The sequence below is a fragment of the Comamonas sp. E6 genome, from assembly GCF_001010305.1.
Lineage (GTDB): Bacteria > Pseudomonadota > Gammaproteobacteria > Burkholderiales > Burkholderiaceae_C > Comamonas > Comamonas thiooxydans.
In genome coordinates, this window is sequence record NZ_BBXH01000014.1 from 42,350 (window position 1) to 61,248 (window position 18,899).

21 protein-coding genes and 1 tRNA gene are annotated in these 18,899 nt (G+C 60.3%); 12 read left to right on the forward strand and 10 right to left on the reverse strand.

The window, feature by feature from the left end; genetic code table 11:
- The first annotated feature begins 9 nt into the window (after positions 1-9).
- A complete protein-coding gene (locus CSE6_RS13165; protein ID WP_034353992.1) occupies positions 10-462 on the forward strand; it encodes a DUF1841 family protein in 453 nt (150 codons plus the stop codon).
- A 158-nt stretch (positions 463-620) separates the two neighbouring features.
- On the opposite strand, the gene CSE6_RS13170 is transcribed toward CSE6_RS13165, so the two are convergent.
- Positions 621-1,283 carry a cytochrome c gene (locus CSE6_RS13170; RefSeq protein ID WP_034363567.1) on the reverse strand — a complete coding sequence of 221 codons (663 nt, stop codon included), beginning with the start codon at positions 1,281-1,283 and terminating at the stop codon, positions 621-623.
- A gap of 116 nt (positions 1,284-1,399) precedes the next feature.
- Here CSE6_RS13170 and CSE6_RS13175 point away from each other — a divergent pair, with 116 nt between their 5' ends.
- The 7 genes from CSE6_RS13175 to CSE6_RS13205 all read left to right on the forward strand — a co-directional run bounded on the left by CSE6_RS13175 (position 1,400) and on the right by CSE6_RS13205 (position 10,800).
- Positions 1,400-2,242 carry a MoxR family ATPase gene (locus CSE6_RS13175; RefSeq protein WP_003071243.1) on the forward strand — a complete coding sequence of 281 codons (843 nt, stop codon included), beginning with the start codon at positions 1,400-1,402 and terminating at the stop codon, positions 2,240-2,242.
- A 30-nt stretch (positions 2,243-2,272) separates the two neighbouring features.
- On the forward strand, positions 2,273-2,494 hold the full coding sequence (locus CSE6_RS13180; protein ID WP_003071240.1) for a hypothetical protein: 222 nt from the start codon (positions 2,273-2,275) through the stop codon (positions 2,492-2,494).
- Between the two features lie 11 nt (positions 2,495-2,505).
- Entirely contained in the window at positions 2,506-3,108 is a 603-nt protein-coding gene (locus tag CSE6_RS13185) for a GNAT family N-acetyltransferase (protein ID WP_034396420.1), read from the forward strand.
- A gap of 18 nt (positions 3,109-3,126) precedes the next feature.
- Positions 3,127-4,314 carry a VWA domain-containing protein gene (locus CSE6_RS13190; protein ID WP_034396423.1) on the forward strand — a complete coding sequence of 396 codons (1,188 nt, stop codon included), beginning with the start codon at positions 3,127-3,129 and terminating at the stop codon, positions 4,312-4,314.
- A 121-nt stretch (positions 4,315-4,435) separates the two neighbouring features.
- Complete coding sequence (locus tag CSE6_RS13195) at positions 4,436-6,226, forward strand: autotransporter assembly complex family protein (RefSeq protein ID WP_080746072.1); 1,791 nt, start codon at positions 4,436-4,438, stop codon at positions 6,224-6,226.
- A 2-nt stretch (positions 6,227-6,228) separates the two neighbouring features.
- The gene (locus CSE6_RS13200) at positions 6,229-10,467 is read left to right on the forward strand and encodes a translocation/assembly module TamB domain-containing protein (RefSeq protein WP_059440711.1); all 4,239 of its coding nucleotides are present in this window, start codon (positions 6,229-6,231) and stop codon (positions 10,465-10,467) included.
- 57 nt (positions 10,468-10,524) lie between these two features.
- On the forward strand, positions 10,525-10,800 hold the full coding sequence (locus tag CSE6_RS13205; RefSeq protein ID WP_034396429.1) for a hypothetical protein: 276 nt from the start codon (positions 10,525-10,527) through the stop codon (positions 10,798-10,800).
- Between the two features lie 38 nt (positions 10,801-10,838).
- On the opposite strand, the gene CSE6_RS13210 is transcribed toward CSE6_RS13205, so the two are convergent.
- Positions 10,839-11,114: a metal/formaldehyde-sensitive transcriptional repressor gene (locus CSE6_RS13210; protein WP_003071225.1), complete on the reverse strand. Its 276-nt coding sequence runs from the start codon at positions 11,112-11,114 to the stop codon at positions 10,839-10,841.
- A gap of 71 nt (positions 11,115-11,185) precedes the next feature.
- On the opposite strand from CSE6_RS13210, the gene dmeF reads away from it, so the two are divergent.
- From dmeF to CSE6_RS13230, 4 genes are all read left to right on the forward strand, one after another.
- The gene (dmeF, locus tag CSE6_RS13215; protein ID WP_034396432.1) at positions 11,186-12,139 is read left to right on the forward strand and encodes a CDF family Co(II)/Ni(II) efflux transporter DmeF; all 954 of its coding nucleotides are present in this window, start codon (positions 11,186-11,188) and stop codon (positions 12,137-12,139) included.
- A 51-nt stretch (positions 12,140-12,190) separates the two neighbouring features.
- Positions 12,191-12,265 (forward strand) — tRNA-Arg (locus CSE6_RS13220).
- A 252-nt stretch (positions 12,266-12,517) separates the two neighbouring features.
- Positions 12,518-12,757 (forward strand): type II toxin-antitoxin system HicA family toxin, encoded by a 240-nt coding sequence (locus CSE6_RS13225; protein WP_370545705.1) that lies wholly within the window; start codon positions 12,518-12,520, stop codon positions 12,755-12,757.
- Positions 12,758-12,822: 65 nt separating this feature from the next.
- Positions 12,823-13,251, forward strand: a complete 429-nt coding sequence (locus CSE6_RS13230) for a type II toxin-antitoxin system HicB family antitoxin (RefSeq protein ID WP_059440752.1) — start codon at positions 12,823-12,825, stop codon at positions 13,249-13,251.
- Positions 13,252-13,362: 111 nt separating this feature from the next.
- Here the strand turns inward: CSE6_RS13230 and CSE6_RS13235 are convergent, their stop codons facing one another.
- The 8 genes from CSE6_RS13235 to CSE6_RS26695 all read right to left on the reverse strand — a co-directional run bounded on the left by CSE6_RS13235 (position 13,363) and on the right by CSE6_RS26695 (position 18,872).
- Complete coding sequence (locus tag CSE6_RS13235; protein WP_083994734.1) at positions 13,363-14,115, reverse strand: DUF3800 domain-containing protein; 753 nt, start codon at positions 14,113-14,115, stop codon at positions 13,363-13,365.
- 249 nt (positions 14,116-14,364) lie between these two features.
- A complete protein-coding gene (locus CSE6_RS13240) occupies positions 14,365-14,847 on the reverse strand; it encodes a hypothetical protein (RefSeq protein WP_152668579.1) in 483 nt (160 codons plus the stop codon).
- A 26-nt stretch (positions 14,848-14,873) separates the two neighbouring features.
- Positions 14,874-15,395: a glycoside hydrolase family 108 protein gene (locus CSE6_RS13245; RefSeq protein ID WP_059440714.1), complete on the reverse strand. Its 522-nt coding sequence runs from the start codon at positions 15,393-15,395 to the stop codon at positions 14,874-14,876.
- Positions 15,382-15,732: a hypothetical protein gene (locus CSE6_RS13250; RefSeq protein WP_003063433.1), complete on the reverse strand. Its 351-nt coding sequence runs from the start codon at positions 15,730-15,732 to the stop codon at positions 15,382-15,384. The genes CSE6_RS13245 and CSE6_RS13250 overlap by 14 nt, the downstream gene beginning before the upstream one ends.
- A 53-nt stretch (positions 15,733-15,785) precedes the next feature.
- Positions 15,786-16,085 carry a hypothetical protein gene (locus CSE6_RS13255; protein ID WP_059440715.1) on the reverse strand — a complete coding sequence of 100 codons (300 nt, stop codon included), beginning with the start codon at positions 16,083-16,085 and terminating at the stop codon, positions 15,786-15,788.
- Positions 16,085-16,390 (reverse strand): hypothetical protein, encoded by a 306-nt coding sequence (locus tag CSE6_RS13260; protein ID WP_059440716.1) that lies wholly within the window; start codon positions 16,388-16,390, stop codon positions 16,085-16,087. Before CSE6_RS13260 ends, CSE6_RS13255 begins: the two co-directional genes overlap by 1 nt.
- Before the next feature lie 53 nt (positions 16,391-16,443).
- On the reverse strand, positions 16,444-16,638 hold the full coding sequence (locus CSE6_RS13265; protein WP_059440717.1) for a hypothetical protein: 195 nt from the start codon (positions 16,636-16,638) through the stop codon (positions 16,444-16,446).
- 5 nt (positions 16,639-16,643) lie between these two features.
- Positions 16,644-18,872 carry a DUF1983 domain-containing protein gene (locus CSE6_RS26695; RefSeq protein ID WP_152668580.1) on the reverse strand — a complete coding sequence of 743 codons (2,229 nt, stop codon included), beginning with the start codon at positions 18,870-18,872 and terminating at the stop codon, positions 16,644-16,646.
- Between the last annotated feature and the right edge of the window lie 27 nt (positions 18,873-18,899).

An 18,899-nucleotide genomic window follows, 5' to 3' on the forward strand; every position in this document is an offset into this window, starting at 1 on the left:
CGCGCCATCATGTTCAACCCCAGTCAAGCCGACGTACGGCGATTTTTTTGCGGTGTGCGCGCCAAGATGATCAGCGGCGCGCCCATGGAGGCCATCGAGACGCTGGCCAGCCTGTGGATAGACGAGCACCCCGAGTATTTCGATGAGCTCTCCGACATGGATGCCGCCGTGGCGCGCAACTATGACTCAGAGCCCGAGCGCACCAACCCGTTTCTGCACCTGTCCATGCATCTGTCCATCAGCGAGCAGTGCAGCGTGGACTCGCCACGAGGCATCCGCCAGGCGGTTGAGTTGCTGGCCAAGAAGCGTGATCTGCATGACGCCCATCACGCCGCCATGGAATGCCTGGGCCAGATGCTCTGGGAAAGCCAGCGCTCGGGACGCCCGCCTGATGGCGAAGCCTATGTCGCCGGAGTGCAGCGTCTGGCCACCACCGACGGCAGTTTCAAAAGTACCCCCTGATGCGCTGCACAGCCTCCGGCGGGGAGATGACACAATCGCTGCAGGAGGGCTCCAGCTCTGCATCCTCCAAGCCCCGGGTACCGGGCCCCTGAGCTGCATCCCGTTGAGAAAAAGCAAAAGCCCGTCTTCACGGGCTTTTGCTTTTTCTGAAACAAGGTCTATTTCTGGCCCAGGCGGAAGTGCGGCTGCGCCACTACCTGCATCTCGCTGTCCAGGCTACCGATGTACTTGGCGAGTTGCTGCAGCTCGTCGTTCTTGAACTGCTTGGCAATGCCGGCCATCACGCCATTGCTGCGTCCGATGAGCGGATTGCCATCGGTTTTATATGACTGCAAGGCGCGAAAAACATAGTCCGAATACTGCCCTGCCACCTTGGGATAGGACGGGTCAATCGGCTTTGAAAAGCCTTCACCGTGACAGGAGAAGCAGGCGCCTTTTTGCAGCAGCGCCGTGACAGCAGGGTTCGCCTCCTTGGCCTTGCCGTCCTTGGCCTTGCCATGACCTGCATAGAAGGCCGCCACATCGGCCATGTCCTGCTCGCTCAGTGAGTCGGCAATGCCACGCATGGTGGGGTGTTTTCGTTCGCCTTTTTTATAGGCATTCAGAGCCGAGACGATATAGGCCTCGTTCTGCCCGCCGATCATCGGCACCTTGTAAACCTCAGGGAAGCTGGCCTGATAACCGGTGATGCCATGACAGCCTATGCACATGGCGATCTTGCCCTCGCCAGCCTTTGCATCGCCCTTGACAGCCTGGGCGTTTGCCGCGCCGGTCACTGATGCGACAACTACTGCCAATACCGTGGTCCAAGTTTTTATCATTTTGCGCGCACAATCCTTCAAGAGTTCAGACGGGTGCTCAAATGCCTTGCTGCAGTGCAAACGATTATGGCAGTGAGAATTTCGCACGCTTATCAATACTTACGCTGATACCGCCCATGAAGTTTCAAGGTTCCGACAAATACGTAGCCACGCAAGATCTGATGCTGGCCGTCAACGCTGCCGCTACCCTGCAGCGCCCTCTGCTCATCAAGGGCGAGCCCGGCACGGGCAAGACCATGCTGGCCGAGGAAGTGGCCCAGGCGCTGGACATGCCGCTGTTGCAGTGGCATATCAAGTCCACCACCAAGGCACAGCAAGGCCTGTATGAGTACGACGCCGTGAGCCGCCTGCGCGATTCGCAGTTGGGAGATGAACGCGTCAAGGACATTCACAACTACATCGTCAAGGGCGTGCTCTGGCAGGCTTTCACGGCGGAACGCCCCGTGGCCCTGCTGATCGACGAGATCGACAAGGCCGACATCGAGTTCCCCAACGACTTGCTGCGCGAAATCGATCGCATGGAGTTCTATTGCTACGAAACGCACGAGATGATCCGCGCCAAGCACCGCCCGCTGGTGTTCATCACCTCGAACAACGAAAAAGAGCTTCCTGACGCATTTTTGCGCCGCTGCTTTTTCCACTACATCAAGTTCCCGGATGCCGACACCATGCGCCAGATCGTGAACGTGCATTTCCCAAAGCTGCAGGGTGAGTTGCTGAATGCCGCCATGAAGGTCTTCTACGATGTGCGCAATCTGCCCGGCCTCAAGAAAAAGCCTTCGACCAGCGAGCTGATCGACTGGCTCAAGCTGCTGGTCGCCGAGGAAATTCCTGCATCGGCTCTGCAATCCGAGGAGGGCAAGGTCAGCGTACCGCCCCTGGTTGGCGCGCTGCTCAAGAACGAGCAGGATATGAGCCTGTTTGAAAAGCTGGTCTTCATGAACCAGCGCAACCGCTAACCTTCCTTAAGAACCGAGGAGACACAGCCCATGAGCACCGCACAACAACTGCTGCTGGAAGGCGGCTCCGACGCCATCGGCTTTGTGGGCGGAGCCCTGCTGGGCTGGGGCCTGTCCCATGTGCTGGGCCTTGACCTGTTTGCCCAGGGCTATGGTGCGGGCAGCATTGCCGCCATTGCCATGGTGGGGCTGGGCGGAGGCCTGGGGCTCAAGCTGGCCCGACTCTGGCGCAGCAAGCGCAATCCACTTTGAGTGAGCAAGCCATGACTTTTGTAGAACCTGTGACCTTGCGCGACCGCGGCGTGCGACTGGAGCCGCTGGATCTGAGCCATGAGCCTGGACTGGCAGCGGCCGCTGCCGATGGAGAGCTGTGGAAGATTCGAGTGACTTCCGTGCCCGAACCTGGCGAGGTGCGCAGCTATATCGAAACCGCGCTGCTGGGCCGCGACCAGGGCCACCGCTTTGCGTTCGCCGTGCTCGACGATGCCAGCGGCAAGGTGCTGGGCACGACCAGTTATCACGACATCGTGCCAGCCATTCGCCGTGTGGAGATTGGCTACACCTGGTATGCCAAAAGCGTGCAGCGCACCCATGTCAACACTTCGGCCAAGCTGCTGCTGCTGGCCCATGCCTTCGGTACGCTGGGCTGCCATGTGGTGGGCTGGCGCACGGACAACTTCAACTTCGCCAGCCAGCGCGCCATTGAGCGCCTGGGCGCCAGGAAAGATGGCGTGATTCGCGGCCATGCGCTGCGCCGCGACGGCACGATTCGCGATACCGTGATGTACAGCATGCGCAGTGGCGAATGGCCTGAAGCCCGTGCACAACTGCTCTATCTTCTGGAGCAGCATGCACCCGCTGCATAAGCGCTGGAGACATTTTTCATGCTGATCGACTTCTTCTACACCCTGCGTGCCGCCAAACTGCCTGTGTCGGTCAAGGAGTTTCTGGCCCTGCTGGAGGCACTGGACGCGGGCATCATCGGCCCCAAGAGCGAGGATCGCTGGAGCCTGGATGATTTCTATCACCTGGGCCGAACCATTCTGGTCAAGGACGAGAAGCACTACGACAAGTACGACCGCGCTTTTTCCGCCTATTTCAAGGGGGTTGAAATGCTGGCCGACTTGACCAAGGAAGTTCCGCAGGACTGGTTGCAAAAGCTTCTGGAGCGCGAGCTCAGCCCCGAGGACAAGGCCAAGATCGAAGCCATGGGCTGGGACGAGCTGATGGAGACGCTCAAGAAGCGCCTGGAGGAGCAAAAGGAGCGCCACGAGGGCGGCAACAAATGGATCGGGACGGGCGGCACCAGCCCCTTCGGCCACGGCGGCTACAACCCGGCGGGCATACGCATTGGCGGGCCGGGCCGCAACAAGAGCGCCGTCAAGGTCTGGGAGCAGCGAGCCTACCGCGACTATGACGACACCCAGGAACTAGGCACGCGCAACATCAAGGTCGCGCTGCGCCGCCTGCGCAAGTTTGCGCGCCAGGGCAGCGAACTGGAACTGGATCTGCCGGACACCATCCGCTCCACGGCAGCCAATGCGGGTTATCTCGACATCAAGATGATTCCCGAGCGGCATAACAATGTGAAAGTGCTGCTGCTCATGGACGTGGGCGGTACCATGGACGAGCATATCCAGCGCGTGGAGGAGCTGTTCTCGGCCGTGAAGAGCGAGCTCAAGCATCTGGAGTTCTATTACTTCCACAACTGTGTCTACGACTTCATGTGGAAGAACAACCGCCGCCGCTTTGCCGAGAAATTCCCGACCTGGGACATCATTCGCAAGTACAACAAGGACTACAAGCTGATCTTTGTCGGCGACGCGACCATGAGCCCCTATGAAATCCTGCAGCCCGGCGGCTCGGTCGAGTACATGAACGAGGAACCCGGTGCCGAGTGGCTGCAGCGCCTGACGAACGCCTTCCCGCACTTTGCCTGGATCAATCCGGAGCCACAGGGCGTATGGCAGTACCGCCAGAGCATCAGCATCATCCAGCAGTTGATGGGAGACCGCATGTACCCTTTGTCGCTCAAAGGCTTGGAAGACGCCATGCGCATGCTGTCAAAATAGGGGCATGCCCCAGACCTTGCCCTTGAAAAAGCCGGCCTTGAGGCCGGCTTTGCTTTTGGGAGCCGCCTTGCTCCTCAGCGGCTGCAGCCTGCTTTCCCCCAAAGACAAAGAAGCCGAAGCCATGGGCATCGACACCAGTGGTCCCCCCGCCTTCACGCTGGAAGTCGATGCCCCAAAACAAGTCCGTGCGCTGCTGGAGCAGCATCTTGAACTCAAGCGTTTTCGCCACCAGCCCGATCTGCAGCGCCGCGAGCTGACGCGCCTGCTGGGCGCGACCGATGCCAACGTACGCGAGCTGATAGGCACCTTGGGCTATTTCAGCCCCACGGTGACCGTGGAGCTGACCGATACCCCCGAGGAAGAAGCACCGCGCAAAGTAGTGGTCAAGGTCGATCCGGGCCCGCCCACCATCATTGAAAAATCCGAGGTGCGGTTTACCGGCGTCAATGCCAGCGACGAGCTGGGGACTTCTCAGCGCCTGCAGATCGAGGAAACCTGGCCGCTGCAGAGCGGCGAGCAATTCTCGCAATCGGCCTGGAGCAGCGCCAAGAGCGGTGGTCTCAAGGAACTGCAAAAGCGCCGTTATCCGCTGGCCCGCATAGATACCAGTCTGGCCGATGTGGATGCCGACACCAACAAGGCCCAGGTCAGCGTGAGTTACGACCCCGGCCCGGCCTATACATTCGGTCCTCTGCAGATTGATGGTGCCGAGCGCTACGACCCGGTGCGCACGGCCCGTATTGCGCGCCTTCCGGAAGGTCAGGAATATGACTTGCAAAGCATGCTCGATGCGCAGCAGCGCCTGGTCAGCAGCGGCTATTACGACTCGGTATTTCTTTCGCTGGCCGATTCGCCGCAACAGGCCGCTACCGAAGCTGAGCGCGACGAGCAGCGCAAGAATCAGGGTGCTGCCATCACCTCGCCCGTGATTGCCAAGGTGCGCGAGGCCAAGCTGCAGAAATGGGTGTTCGGTGCGGGTCTGAGCACGGACACCGGACCTCGTCTGTCCATCGATCACACTTACAACAAGGTTCCCGGTCTGAACTGGCGCGCCGTCAGCAAGCTGCAGCTGGACAGTAAGAACCCGCTGATCTCCACTCAGTTGGTCGGCCTGCCCGGTGAAGACCTCTGGCGCTGGTTTGCCAGCGGCAAGCTCGAGCGTGCGCCAGCAGGCGACTTCAACACCAATAGTGCGCAGATGCGCTTTGGTCGCTCCAAGGCAGAAGACCGCATAGAGCGCAATTTGTACCTGCAGTACGACTACGCCAAGACCCAGGGAGCAGGTGCTCCGCCCGGCGCCTCCTCGCTGCTGGCCAACTATGGCTGGACGGCCCGCTATTTCGACAACAACCTGCTGCCTACCTCGGGCTTCGGTCTGGCCCTGGAAGCCGGTGCCGGCACCACGCTGACGCCGCAGCGCTCGCCGTTCGGGCGCCTCACGGGCCGCTGGCTCAGCCTGATCCCGCTGGGTGAGCGCGATGAGGAAACCAGGCGCCACAGCCGCCTGCAGCTCAAGGCAGGAATCGGTGCCGTCATGGCCAAGAAAGATGTGGATCTGCCCACCACCATCATGTTTCTGACGGGTGGCGACAACACGGTGCGCGGCTATGGCTATCAGTCGATTGGCGCACGCACCGACAACGGCCGCGTGATTGCCGGCCGCTATCTGGCCATGGGCAGCGTGGAATGGCAGCGGCCCATCACCATCAAGGGCAACACCCAGGACTTCGAGCACGCCGTCTTCATCGATGCCGGCACCGTTGGCGACGACATCAACCGCCTCTACACCCGCGTCGGTTTTGGCACCGGCATTCGCTGGAAAAGCCCGGTTGGTCCAATTCAAGCAGATCTCGCCTGGGGCGCACAGGAGCAGCAGTTGCGCCTGCACCTGCGTCTGGGCTTCACGTTTTAAGCATGGCAGAACAAGACACACACCCTATCGCCAAGACCTTACTCCCCAAGCGCCGCCGCTGGCTACGCGCACTGGGCTGGACTATTGCAGCGACCCTGCTCGCCCTGGTGCTGGCGCTTTGCAGCCTGCTATGGTGGATTGGCAAGGATGACTCCCTCAACCAGACGCTGCAGCGCGTGGCCAGCTGGCTGCCCGCAGACCAGTCCCTGGTCGCCAAAGAGGTCACGGGCAGTGTCAAGAACGGTGGCCACATTGGCTGGCTGCAATGGCAAAGCCCGACCATGAAGGTCGAGGTCAGGGAAGCTCAGATCGGCTGGCAGTTCAGGCCTTTGCTGCTGTCGCGCACACTCAAGCTGGGTGAGGTTCACATTGCCGAGTTGCGCATTGCCAGCACCCCGGACCCCGAAAAACCCGCCAGCGAACCGCTGCAGTCGCTGACCCTTCCAGTGAAGATAGAGCTGCCCTTCAAGGTCGATCAGATCATCTGGCAAGGCTCGCCTGAAGCCGTGGTGCAGGACCTTCGCGGTCGCTATGAATACACGGGCACACATCACGAACTCAAAGTCAGCAGTCTGCGCTTTGCCCAGGGCGCCTACCAAGCACAGCTGAAATTGCAGGGCGCCGCCCCCATGTCCTTGCAGGCCGAGGCAACAGGCGATGTGCAAGTGCCCAACCCGCTGGACAACAGCGATGATGCTGCCAACACCATAGCCGTGCAAGCCAGGGTGACCGCCGAAGGCACGCTGGCCACCGAAGCGGCCAGGCTGGAGATCAAGGCCAATGCCAGCGCAGAGACCTCCGGCTCAGGCGCAGACACTCAAGCAAAAACAGCTCTCGACCCCAAACTCAAAGGCAACCCGCAGCCCTCAGTCTCGGCGTCCGGGCCAGCAGCAGATACCGCCCCCATGCAGGCGGATGTGGAGGCCAGCATCATGCCCTGGCGCAGCCAGCCGCTGCTGGCAGCCAAGGCCAGACTCCGCAATCTCGATGTCTCGGCCTTCTGGCCTCAAGGGCCACGCACCCTGTTGACCGGCCAATTGCAGGCTGGCCCCGACGAAACGGTAGCTCCAGCTACGAACCTGGAGGCTCAGCCCTGGAACCTGAACACCAGTTTCAGCAACGCACTGCCCGGCCCCTGGGACAAGCAGCGCCTGCCCGTGGCCGAGCTAACAGCCCGAATCGATTTCGATGGCCAGCAATGGCAGGTGGATGACTCCCGTATCCAGATCGGCAAGGGCCATATCGCACTCGGCGGTCAGTTCACTCCGAGTACCCGGTTGTTCGAAGGCCTGGCCACGGTGGAACAGCTCAACCCGGCCGATCTCTACAGCACGCTGGAAGCCTCGCCCTTGCAGGGCCGGATCAGTGCCAAGGCCGTGCAGGCCGATGTCGACAGCAGCGATCCAGCAGCCAACAAGATAGTGTTTGACGCCAATCTGCAGGCGGCAAGCGGCAAGCGCGACAGCCCGGCGCTGCGCATTCAGACCCTGGCTGCCAGCGGCCAGTGGCAGGCCCCGCTGCTGCAGCTGGAAAAGCTGCAGATGGAAGCCCTGCAGGCCAGTGTCGATGCCCGGTCCGTGGAGTTCAATACCGAAACCCAGCAGGCCAAGGCTCGACTCAAGGCTACGGCGCCCGGTGCGCAGCTGAACTTTGACGGGCAGATGAGTCCTGCCAGCGGCACTGTCCAGAGCCAGCTGCAGCTCAGCTCCATGGGCACGCTCACGCAATGGTTGCGCAAGCTGCCGAGCGTCAAGGATCCGCTGGGCGGTGCTCAACTCGATGGCAGCGCAGATTTGCAACTGGCTCTAAAGGGCGGTTGGGAAAATCTGCTCAAGCGCTTGAGCGCCCCCCATGATGCGGCCATTCCCGCAAGCGGCTTGCAGATTCAGGCCAAGCTGCGCGCCGAGAAGATTCGTTATCTGCCTGCCGGCACCGCAGTCGATCAGGGTGCCGTCTTGCCTGCGCTTGCACTGAACATTGACGGCAGCCCCGAAAATGCCAGGATCGGTCTGACCGTACAAGCCCAGCAAGCTGGCAAGAGCATACAGATCGACACCGCTTTGCAGGCCGGCCTGACAGGCGGCAAGGCCATGGCACCGCTGGACTGGCAGGCCAGTCTGGAAAAGCTGCAGGCCCAGCTCACACCCGACAAGAACAAGCCCGGCCCCTGGGTGGTGCAGTTGCAAGCCGCTGCGCCCGTGCAGATCAGGCAGCGAACCAGCGGCAGCACGGTGCTGAGCACCGTCTATCAGTTCAGCGCCGGCAAGCTGCAGATCACGCCCCCGAAGTTGGGCATCAGACGTACCAGCAGCGAGCCACTGGCGCCTGTCCAGCTGGCATGGGATGAGGGCTCCGTCACCCGTACCGGCAGCGGCCAATGGGGGCTGCGCAGCGCAGGTCAGGCCCTTGGAGTTCCGCTGGCATGGGTCGATGCATTCAGCCTGGGCGATGACGAGCCACCGCTGGAAGCAGCCGGCATTTCCGGCGACCTGAGCTTCAACGCGCGCTGGAACCTGGACACATTGGGCAAGGATCTCAAGGCCGATCTCACGGTCGAGCGCGCCGCAGGCGATCTGCGTCTGGCAGTGGACGATGGCTCCAGCACTACCGTCATCCAGACTACCGGCCCCACCGCCAAACGCGCCGGCGGGACACGTACGCGCCAGATCGGCGGCGCAGGCATGCGCTCGCGCATCAAGGACGTACGCCTCAACGTACAGGCACAGGGTAGTCAGGTCAACGCCAAGCTACTCTGGGAGAGCGAGCGTGCAGGCAACCTCAGCGCCGACCTGCGCACCCAGCTCAGCTATCAGCAAGACGGCTGGACGCTGCCCGCCACGGCGCCTCTGTCCGGTCAGTTGCACGCCAATATGCCAGATATGGGACTGTGGGCCCTTTTTGCGCCACCGGGCTGGCGCATTCAGGGCACGCTGGCGGCGGACGCCAGCATTAGCGGCACCTTGCAGGACCCCAAGTGGCAGGGCGATATCAAGGCCGATGGGCTCAATATCGTGTCTCTGCTCGATGGCATGGACCTGCGTGACGGCATTCTGCGCGCCAAGCTGCAAGGCACCAGGCTGGACATCACCGAACTGCGCCTCAAGGGCGGAAAGGGTAGTCAAGCGCGCATTCTGGGATATAGCGGCAATCTGACCCGTGCACCCGAAGACGGCGGCCAGCTCACCGGCACGGGATATGCCCAGTTCACACCGCCGGGTACAGGGAGCGAATCAGGCCTGAGCATGAATCTGCAGGCCAAGGCCAGCAAGCTGCAGGTGCTTGTGCGCGCCGACCGTCAGGTCAGCGTCTCCGGCGATCTGCAAGCCAGGCTGGAGCAAGGCCAGTTCACGCTGCGCGGCGACCTGACGGTCGACAGAGCCTCCATCATCCTGCCCGAGGAGTCCGCACCGTCGCTGGACAAGGATGTGGTGGTGCGCTCGGCGGCATCGCGCAAGGCCGAAGAGGAAGAGCGCCAGCGCGCCGAGCAACAGGCCCGCAAGGATCAGGCCCGCGCCACGCCGCGCAAGGTGCCCGACATTCTCGTCAAGCTCGACATGGGCCGTGACTTTGCGCTGCAAGGCTTTGGCATCACCACGCGACTGCTGGGCCAGCTTGAAGTGCGAGGAGCCAGCTACATCGGCGGCCCGCCCAGCGTGACCGGAGAAATCCGTACCGAGCAAGGCCGCTACCGCGCCTGGGGACAGTCGCTGAATGTGGAAACCGGGCTGATCCGCTTCAATGGCCCCTACAACAACCCCTCGCTGGACATACTGGCGCTGCGCCCGAATATTGCCGTCAAGGCCGGTGTGCAGGTGCTGGGCACGGCCAGTGCGCCACGCGTGCTGCTGTACTCTGATCCGGCCCTGCCCGACGCGGAAAAGCTCTCCTGGGTAGTCATGGGCCGCGATCCCGCCTCCGGCGGGGCCAGCAGCGCCCTGCTTCAGCAGGCCGCCATGGCCTTGCTGGCTGGTGGCAACAGCTCCAGCGGCAAGATTGCTGGCAGCCTGGGGCTCGATGAAGTCGGCTTCAAGGGCGGCGGGGACGGCACGGATGCAGCGGGCGCTGCGCTGACCATGGGCAAGCGCATCTCGGACAAGCTCTATCTGACCTACGAGCAGAGCCTGTCGGGAGCCATGGGCATCATCTACATCTTCTACGACCTGTCGCGCAGCGTCACCTTGCGCGCCCAGACCGGCATGACCAGCGCCATGGACATCGTCTATACCGTTCGCAAGGACTAAGCATGAAAACTGCCTTCATCCCCTTGCTGGCATGCGACAGAAGCCATTAATCCTGCCATGCCACGCAACCGCACTGCGCTTGAGCAAGCAGCGGGCAAGCTCATACTCCGCATCCAGCAGGAATGGATGCAGGAACTGGGTGGGCCTGCGGCCGCAGACAGCGAGCAAGTCATGAACCGCGCTCATGACTTGCTTGTGGCCGCGTCGGCCAGTCGGTTCGACCAGGGGCTGCTGCAGCAGTCGATTGAAGAATTTCTGGGCAGGGAATGGCTACGCAGGCATCCTGGCGTGCAGCCATTCGTCAATGCTCTGGCCGAGCAACTGCAGTCCTGATCCATCTATACAGGCCCTCAGCGGCCTGCTGCCACGCCTTATTTGACGTAGGAACGCAGCACCTTCACGACCAGTTCCAGGTCCTGTTCACGCTGCTCGGCCGTCGCGGCCTCGGCGCCCAGATGCTCGCGCACATGGCCTTCGAGCAGCTCCAGCATCAAGCCGTTGACGGCCCCGCGCACAGCCGCCAGTTGCTGCAGCACCACGGCACATTCCTGCCCCTCTTCCAGAGCCCGCTCCAGTGCCTGCGTCTGCCCCTTGATGCGGCGAATGCGCGCGAGCAACGGTTTTTGATTCGAAACGGTATGCGACATATGCAGGAATTGTAGTCCTCCTGCCGGCATGGAAAATATACTGGGGTAGAGTATATGAAAACACGCCAATCATGACCTCATACACCGCCTCCCCTCTGACCCGACAACACTCCCACAACTTTGACCAAGGCAATCCGCTGGGTGAAAAAAACGCCAAGCTGGCCATGCTGCTGACGCTGGCCATGATGGTGCTGGAAATCACCGCCGGCTATTACTTCAATTCCATGGCCCTGCTGGCAGACGGCTGGCATATGAGTTCACACGCGCTGGCGCTGGGCCTGTCCGTCAGCGCCTATGCTGCTGCGCGCAAGCTGGCCAATGACAGACGTTTCAGCTTCGGTACCTGGAAGATAGAAATCCTGGCGGGCTACACCAGCGCCATCTGCCTGCTGCTGGTTGCCGGCCTGATGGCCTTTGAATCCGTACAACGCCTGCTCTCGCCTGCCGCCATTCACTATCAGCAAGCCATAGGCGTGGCAACTTTTGGCCTGCTGGTCAACCTGGCCTGCGCCTGGCTGCTCAAGGACGGGCACCACCATCACCACGGCCATGAGCACCACCACGACCATCACCATAGACACGACCATGCACATGGCGACCTGAACCTGCGCTCCGCCTATCTGCACGTAATTGCAGACGCAGCCACATCAGTCATGGCCATCGCAGCGTTGCTGGGCGGCATGCTCCTGGGCTTTGCCTGGCTGGATTCGGTCATGGGCCTGGTCGGCTCCGTGATGGTGGCAATGTGGGCCTTAGGCTTGCTGCGCGATAGCAGCCGCGTGCTGCTTGATGCCGAAATGGATGCTCCCGTCGTGGAAGAAGTACGTGAAGCCATTGCACAAGGTCCGCAACCCGTCAACATCACCGACCTGCATGTCTGGCGCGTGGGCAAGAACCACTATGCCTGCATCATCGCAGTCGAGGGCGCAGCCACGGTCACACCCGACTACATTCGCCAGTTGCTGTCGGTACATGAAGAACTCACCCACGTCTCTGTCGAAGTCAACAGTACAGAGCTGACATAAATAAGTCGGTTGGAATCCGCAGGCTGGCAACACGGGTAGAATCCAGCGTCCCTCCCCGTAGTTCAATGGATAGAACGGTCGCCTCCTAAGCGACAGATACAGGTTCGATTCCTGTCGGGGGGACCATTTTTTATTAAAAAAATCAACGTCTTGCGAGCTTCTCAAGTGACTCGGGGACATTGCGGGGACACAGATCCCAGCAAGGCAACTGCGACAACCAAAAGGCCTCGGCATCATCAAGTGCCGGGGCTTTTTCATTTCTGAGCCAGCCCAACCTCCTGCACCACCGCCCGGCAGGCTACCCGCTCGAGCCTGAGCATGCGTGGCTCCGAATCACGCCAAGAGTGCGGCCTACCCGGGAAAAATAAATAAACAAAAATGCTTGCATCATCTAAGCATTTTTGTTTATACTTGCGCCATCGCAACAAAAGAAAGGTGGTCGTGAAAATCAGCGAATTCAAGCGGTGGCTTGAAGCGCAGGGGGTCAGAGTCGAGAACGGTACGAATCACTGGAGGCTGTACCACAACGGCAAAGTAAGCACCCTGCCAAGACACCCAAGTAAAGAGCTGAAGGAAGGCACAAGACGCGCAATCCTGAAGCAACTAGGAATCAACTAAGGAGGCAGGCCCGAAGGGGCCTAGCCTGAATTCCTGAGCTTCACGACCACTAGATGGGACACAACATGCAAAAGTACCCTGCCCGCTTCGATCCCGCCGACGAAGGGGGCTACACCGTCACGTTTCGGGATATTCCTGAAGCGATCACCCAGGGCGATGACCTGGCAGAGGCAGAAGCTATGGCGCGGGACGCACTGGTCTCGGCCATGGAGTTCTATTTCGAGGCCGGTCGAGAAGTGCCCGCACCCAGCAAAGCTCTCAAGGGTGAACACATCGTCGAATTGCCGCCGAGCGTTGCCGCCAAGGTTGCCTTGTTGAATGCTCGCTTGGCCACGGGCGCCCGACCGGCTGATGTGGCGCGCACTATGGGGTGCAAGGCGCAGGAGATGACGCGCGTCTTTGACCTGCACCACCCCACGAAAATCGACACCTTGGCAGCAGCCCTGGCGGCCATGGGATACGAACTGGAGTTGAGTATCCGGCGAATCAAATGACAGGAGGAAGGCATGCGGCAGAAGCGCCGCACGCCACGTTACTCCGCAAAGATTGCAAGAGTTCTGCTCGCGACCGCTGGACGCACGGATATTGCGCTTTGCAAACGAAAATCAGACCGCCGAAGCAACAGCAGGAGCAGGAGCAACAGCAGGAGTGGCCTCAGAGAATTTCACGTACAGCCCGTGCACCACACCCCCTTCGCGATCAAAACAATGGGCAATCGACTTAAATAGCACATCATCTCCATGCGCATATTTACGGTGCACGGCATACGCCGCCAAGTCTGCCAGTTGAATCAAGCGCGAAGCCTTTGAATCCAGAAAAACTGGAACTTCAGCGAAATTTCGTGTGCGACCGAAGGCATGACCGGAGTACTTGAATTCTCTCGCTAGAGTTTGCAAGCGTATCTCTGTGGTCGATTTGTCAAACAACATCATTCCGCGTTGATTTGAGTTGTGCTTCAAATGCAACCGTTTCAGAAAGTTGTCGAAGCGCATCGTCAACAGCTCAAATGCATACTCAACAGGATCTTGCCCATGGAGTGCAGATTTCTCTAGCACTACCGCGAAAAGGTTGACGCCATTGTTTTTTTCGTCGCTGATTCCCTCCTTGAGGGCATCAGCGATCGCCTTCATTCGATCGCCAAACGGCTTGGATCGCCATACGCCACGCCCGGCCCGCATAGGAGAACCATGAAGCTCAAGTTCATGGTGATGATCGGCGTCAAACCTTTTTGCAATAGCATTCAACTTTTGCTCAATCCAGTGTGTCCTGCGCTCAAACACAGAAACGCCAACAAGAATAAAGAATGGTTGGTTCTGATCTGCAACAGATCCAGACTCATCTACATACAAAAGATGCATGCCAGCTCCAAGGCAAAAAAAAAGACGCCTAAAGCTGGCGCCTTTTAGAAATATGAGGTAAGCCAGGTGAAAAAAGCTCTCAACGCACCGCGAAAAAGGCAGCGCTCCCGACTTGTTGCGGATCCTAACACAAACTGAAATGGCATACAACAAGCTCTTTAACTTATTGCCGTTGATCGGCCACGACAGAGGCAAAAGTCGCATGCAAACGAGCCTTGGCTGCGCTCAATGAAAACTATGGAGGTTCTTCTAGTTGTCGGGGTTTGGTGGCCAAGCCTCTTGTATCAGTCCAGCATCAGCTGCGTGGCTTTCAGCTTTGCGCGCGAGCTCTCCACCAGCTTCTGCCAGTCGCTGACCTCCTGTTGCCATTGCCTCGAATACGGCTGTGCAGGTTGAGGCGTACTCGGTGAGGGCGGCTCGGTTCGCGCGCGCGATCCGAGTTGGCAGTCCGGAGAAGTCACCGCGCAGCCCGGCAGTAGTGCTGCGCAGATCCAGCAGCAGGCGGCCCAAGTCATGCTGTGCCTGGGCGTTGCTTTGCTGGGTGCGCTGGAAGTTTGCGAGTGCATCATTGAATCCCTTCTGAAATCCGACCATATCGACCACGGCCTGCTGCGTTTTCTGAAGCTCTGCGGAGGCCTGGGCCAGCTCGAGCTTGGCGATCTTCACGTCAGCTCTCCAGCCGTTGACGAACCAGCCGGCGCCAAAAGAAAAGGCCAGCGTGAGGCTGGCCAAGATGGATTTAAGTCTGGGGTCCATCGTCAGTTGTCCTCAGCTGCAAAAATCAGGTTCTCAGCGCCACGATTCGTCCAGCCACGCCCGAATGTGTCGAACTTGGCCAAGCTGGCCCAGAACTTGAATCGATAGCCCAAAAATCGCAGCAGCACATCGTTGTGCCCGCGCAGATCCTGCATGCTGTTCAGCGCCGCCTGAGAGCGCGGCCCCCATGCGCCATCGTCGGCCACCAGAACTGCACGCTGCAGGATGCGGATAGCGTTTCCGCGCCCATGATTGACCGCTGCATCGAACAACTGAAACTTGATGGCAGGGTGTGCTTTGCCGATTACGTCCCAGAAGTCCTCACGGTAGATAGCCTTGGCCTGCTCCACTGTGAGGTTCTTGATGTCCACATGCGGATAGGTATTGGCAGCGATGCCGAACTTGGTGCCCTTGAGCTCGCCACGCCCCTGCTTGCCGCCAGTCCAGTTGCCATCGTCTCGAGGATCTGCAGTGAATTTGCCCTCATGACCGATCAACCGGTCGAATGCTTTATCGAAGTCCATCGCGCACCTCCTGTGCAATTTCATCAATCCCCTTCCCGTCGCGCTTGCGGATTGCATTGAAGGTCCAGCGCACAACTGCCCAGCCAGGCAGGCCGCAGGTAAAGCACAACCCCAGCAAGGCAATCAACCCAAAGTGGCTGTTTGCCCAATGCTGGATGCCCATGTACTGCACAACGGCAGAGCCTCCCGCAACGCTGGCCATCACCGTGCTGATAAGCCCCACGGCCCATTCCTTGGGGTCGCGAGGCGTGGTGATGCACATCACGACAACGGCGGCCAGGCCTGCGCCAATGGCACCCAGCCCCGCCAGCCCGCCGATCAATTTCCAGCCGGCCATGCCAGCAGCTCCAGTGCTTGTTGTTGGCTCCATAAATCCCTCCCGTTCAGAAATTAAAAAACCGCCTTGGAGGCGGTTAGGTAGAAGACGAGGCAGGCAACTGCTGGCGCTGCCGCATCAAGTAGGCTGGGCCAATCCCAGACCTTCCAGTAGAAGCCGCCCCACCATGGCATGCCATCACGATGGCCACCGGTGAATGCGGCGATGTAGCGGTATTCCGCCTGGGTGTGCTCGCGCGCCAGCCACCAGCTGCAGGCCAGCGCGCCACCCAGCCACCAATTGCCCAGCACCAGGCCGACCAGGGCCTGGGTCAGCATGGCGATCAGCGCGTGAATCAGCGGCGTCCAGTCCATCAGACGCTCGCAGTCACAGGCACCGAGCCATAGAGGTCGGTCCCTTCGACCGTGGGCGTCAGCTCATACAACCACTGCACCACATCACCACCGGGCGGCACCAGGGGCACGTCGATCACACGGCTGGTCAGCGGGCGCTTGCCGGCCTGAAACGCCGACTGGCTCACATAGCCCTGCAGCACGGCTTGGCTGCCGGGCGAGTTGAGCGTGCGAATCGTGTACTGGGCAATCACAAAGTGCGTGATGGGCGCGCCCGAGTCGTCGTCGAACAGGGAAGCGTGGAGGCCAATAATGTTTTCAGTCATGTTGTTTATCCTTCGGAATAAATAGAGAAGCGTTTTGAGGGAGCGAGGATGGTTCAGCTGGCTGGTGCGTCCACCTCCGTTTTCAGAACGGGCACGCCATCAACAATCAGGTGAGTGGCGTCTGTGACATCGAGGCCGACAGGCACACAGACCACGCCAGGCGGCGTGATCTCTGCGACGATGGATGCAGGGCATTCCAGCATCTGAAAGATGGCGGTTTCGCCAGAACGGTGCATTGCGTAGCGCATGTGAATTACCTCTTGGAAACGATTACTGAAATGGAACGGGCACTGACCGATGACACAGGTGCCGTGTTGTTGCCGGCCACATAGAGGCGCACATAACGAGCTAACCCGTTACCCGAGAACGTGAAGCCGAAAGACTTCATGCCGCCTTCGCTCAACGAAAACTCGAATTGCGTGAAACCATCCACCTGTATTTGCAAAACCCCTCTGGAGCCGGCCCCCACGGCTGCGTGAAAACTGACGATGTACGTCGCACTCCAGTCAGCAGCTGGCGCCGTCACGCCGAGAATTTCTCCATTGATAGGCGAGACTTGATCCCCTGCCGTAACCCCTACTGCAACCGTCGCGATGTTGTAGTCAAGGTTCTCCATGGAAATGACACGCTGCGCAGTCAAGATGCCGCTGAAGCTGCCTGATGCGCCGGAAAGGTTGCCGGAGAAGGTGGCATTACCGTTCTCGATGCGCAGCCCAGGCGCATAGATGTTGCCGCTGGCCTGAATCTCGACATACCTGCCGTTATTGGCGTTGCCCAGCAAGATGCCGTTAGGCCCGATGTGTAAGCCACTCTGCCCCGCCGGTGGCCACACGTAGCCCCAGAAGCCGCCAACATTCAAGCCGTTGCCATTGATGGTGATGCCGCCAATGGTTCCAGCGCTCGAGTAGATGGTCCCGCGCACGGTCACACCCGAGAACTCGGCTTGACCGTTGGAGTTGATGCTCCAGCCCGTCGAACCCGACACGTAGTTCGAGGAGTTGATCCAAGCTCCCACAGACAGATTGCCGCCCGTGAGCTTGGTCACGCTGATGCTGGTGGCTTGGATCGTGTCCGCCACCAGGTTGCCAAAGCGGGCCCAGAGCGCCGTCACGTTGTTGATGTAGACCGCATCCATATAGACGCCAGCCGGGATGACCTGGCCGTTGACGGTCTGCGAAGTGGTTTGCACCGAGAACGGCTTGACGTTGCTCACCCCGCCCGGCGATCCGCTGGGGGCAGCGATCCAGAAAGAATTGGCCATCACCCCAAAATCGATCTGTGGCCCAGCCGTGCCGCTGGTCGTGCCCGAGATGCCGAAGCCGCCCACCACCTGCTGACCGCCCTGCGACAGTTGCATGCGCACGGAATATTGCGCGCCCAGGTAGCCATCGGTCGTGGCGCGGGTCGAGGCCTCGGTGGCAATGGCTGCCAGCGCTTGCTCGTCAGCCGTCACATCCTCCAGGGTGATGTAGTCCAGATCGAAGAATCCGACCTGCCCCTGGTAGTTGCCAACGATCATCAGCGCCAGATGCGCAACCTTGTTTGCAAAGACGCGAGGCGAGGCCTTGGTACCCGATCCAGTCGCAGCCCCCGCAGCGCGGCCCTTGAAGTAGTACTCAACGACCTGCCAGGTGCCCAATGCTGGCTTCGCGTTGTTGGTCGCGTAGTGCTGCGAGCTGATAGCGGAAGTCTCGACATTGCTGGTATTCACATAAAGCGTCTTTGCCGCGTTCAGACCCGCAATGCCCAGGTAGATACCGCCATCGCCTGCCGTGCGCCGGAAGCGCGCAGACAGCTTGTATAGCTTGTTTTCATCCATGGGGATCGTGGCCACATGGCGCAGCCAGCGCTCGCCATTGGTCGTGGCATTACCCACAGTGAGAACCGCTCCACCACGGGCGTCAGACTCAGCTGCCGTCACAAAGGTGGCCGATGCAGGCCCGCTGACGGCACTCCATTCAGACTCTCCACCCAAGGGGTTCAGCGCCTGGAGAACCGCTGCAGCAGACCCCACAGCCGCCTGCACCTGGTCAAGGCGCGTGGACTCGCTGGTCACGCGGCCGTCAATGTTTGTGACCTTGGTGTCTACCGCCGTCAGCGCTGCAGCCGTCGCCAGTTGGCCGGTGCCCGAGGGCATGCGGCTTTCCAGCGCTGTCGCGCGGGATGCCAGAGCCGTATCGGCGTTCGCGCGGGCCGTAGCCTCTGTGGTCACTGCGGCGTTAACTGCCTCACTCGAAGCCGGAGCGCCGCGCTTTCCGATTGCAACCCAGTCCACCTGCACGACACTGGCAACCCCAGCATTCGTAATCTCCAGTTCGATTGTGGTGGTAGTTCCATCTGTCCAGTCGGTGCCGCCTACGGCGAGATTCGCCATATCCCACTCAACCTCTACCCATCCCGCGCCGGTCTTGAACTCTTCGGGAGTAGCCACCGAGCCAATGAAGCTGTTGGAAAGCCCGTGGGCGGCGTTAACGTAGAACAAGCGCAGATTAGCGAGCGTGATCGTGCC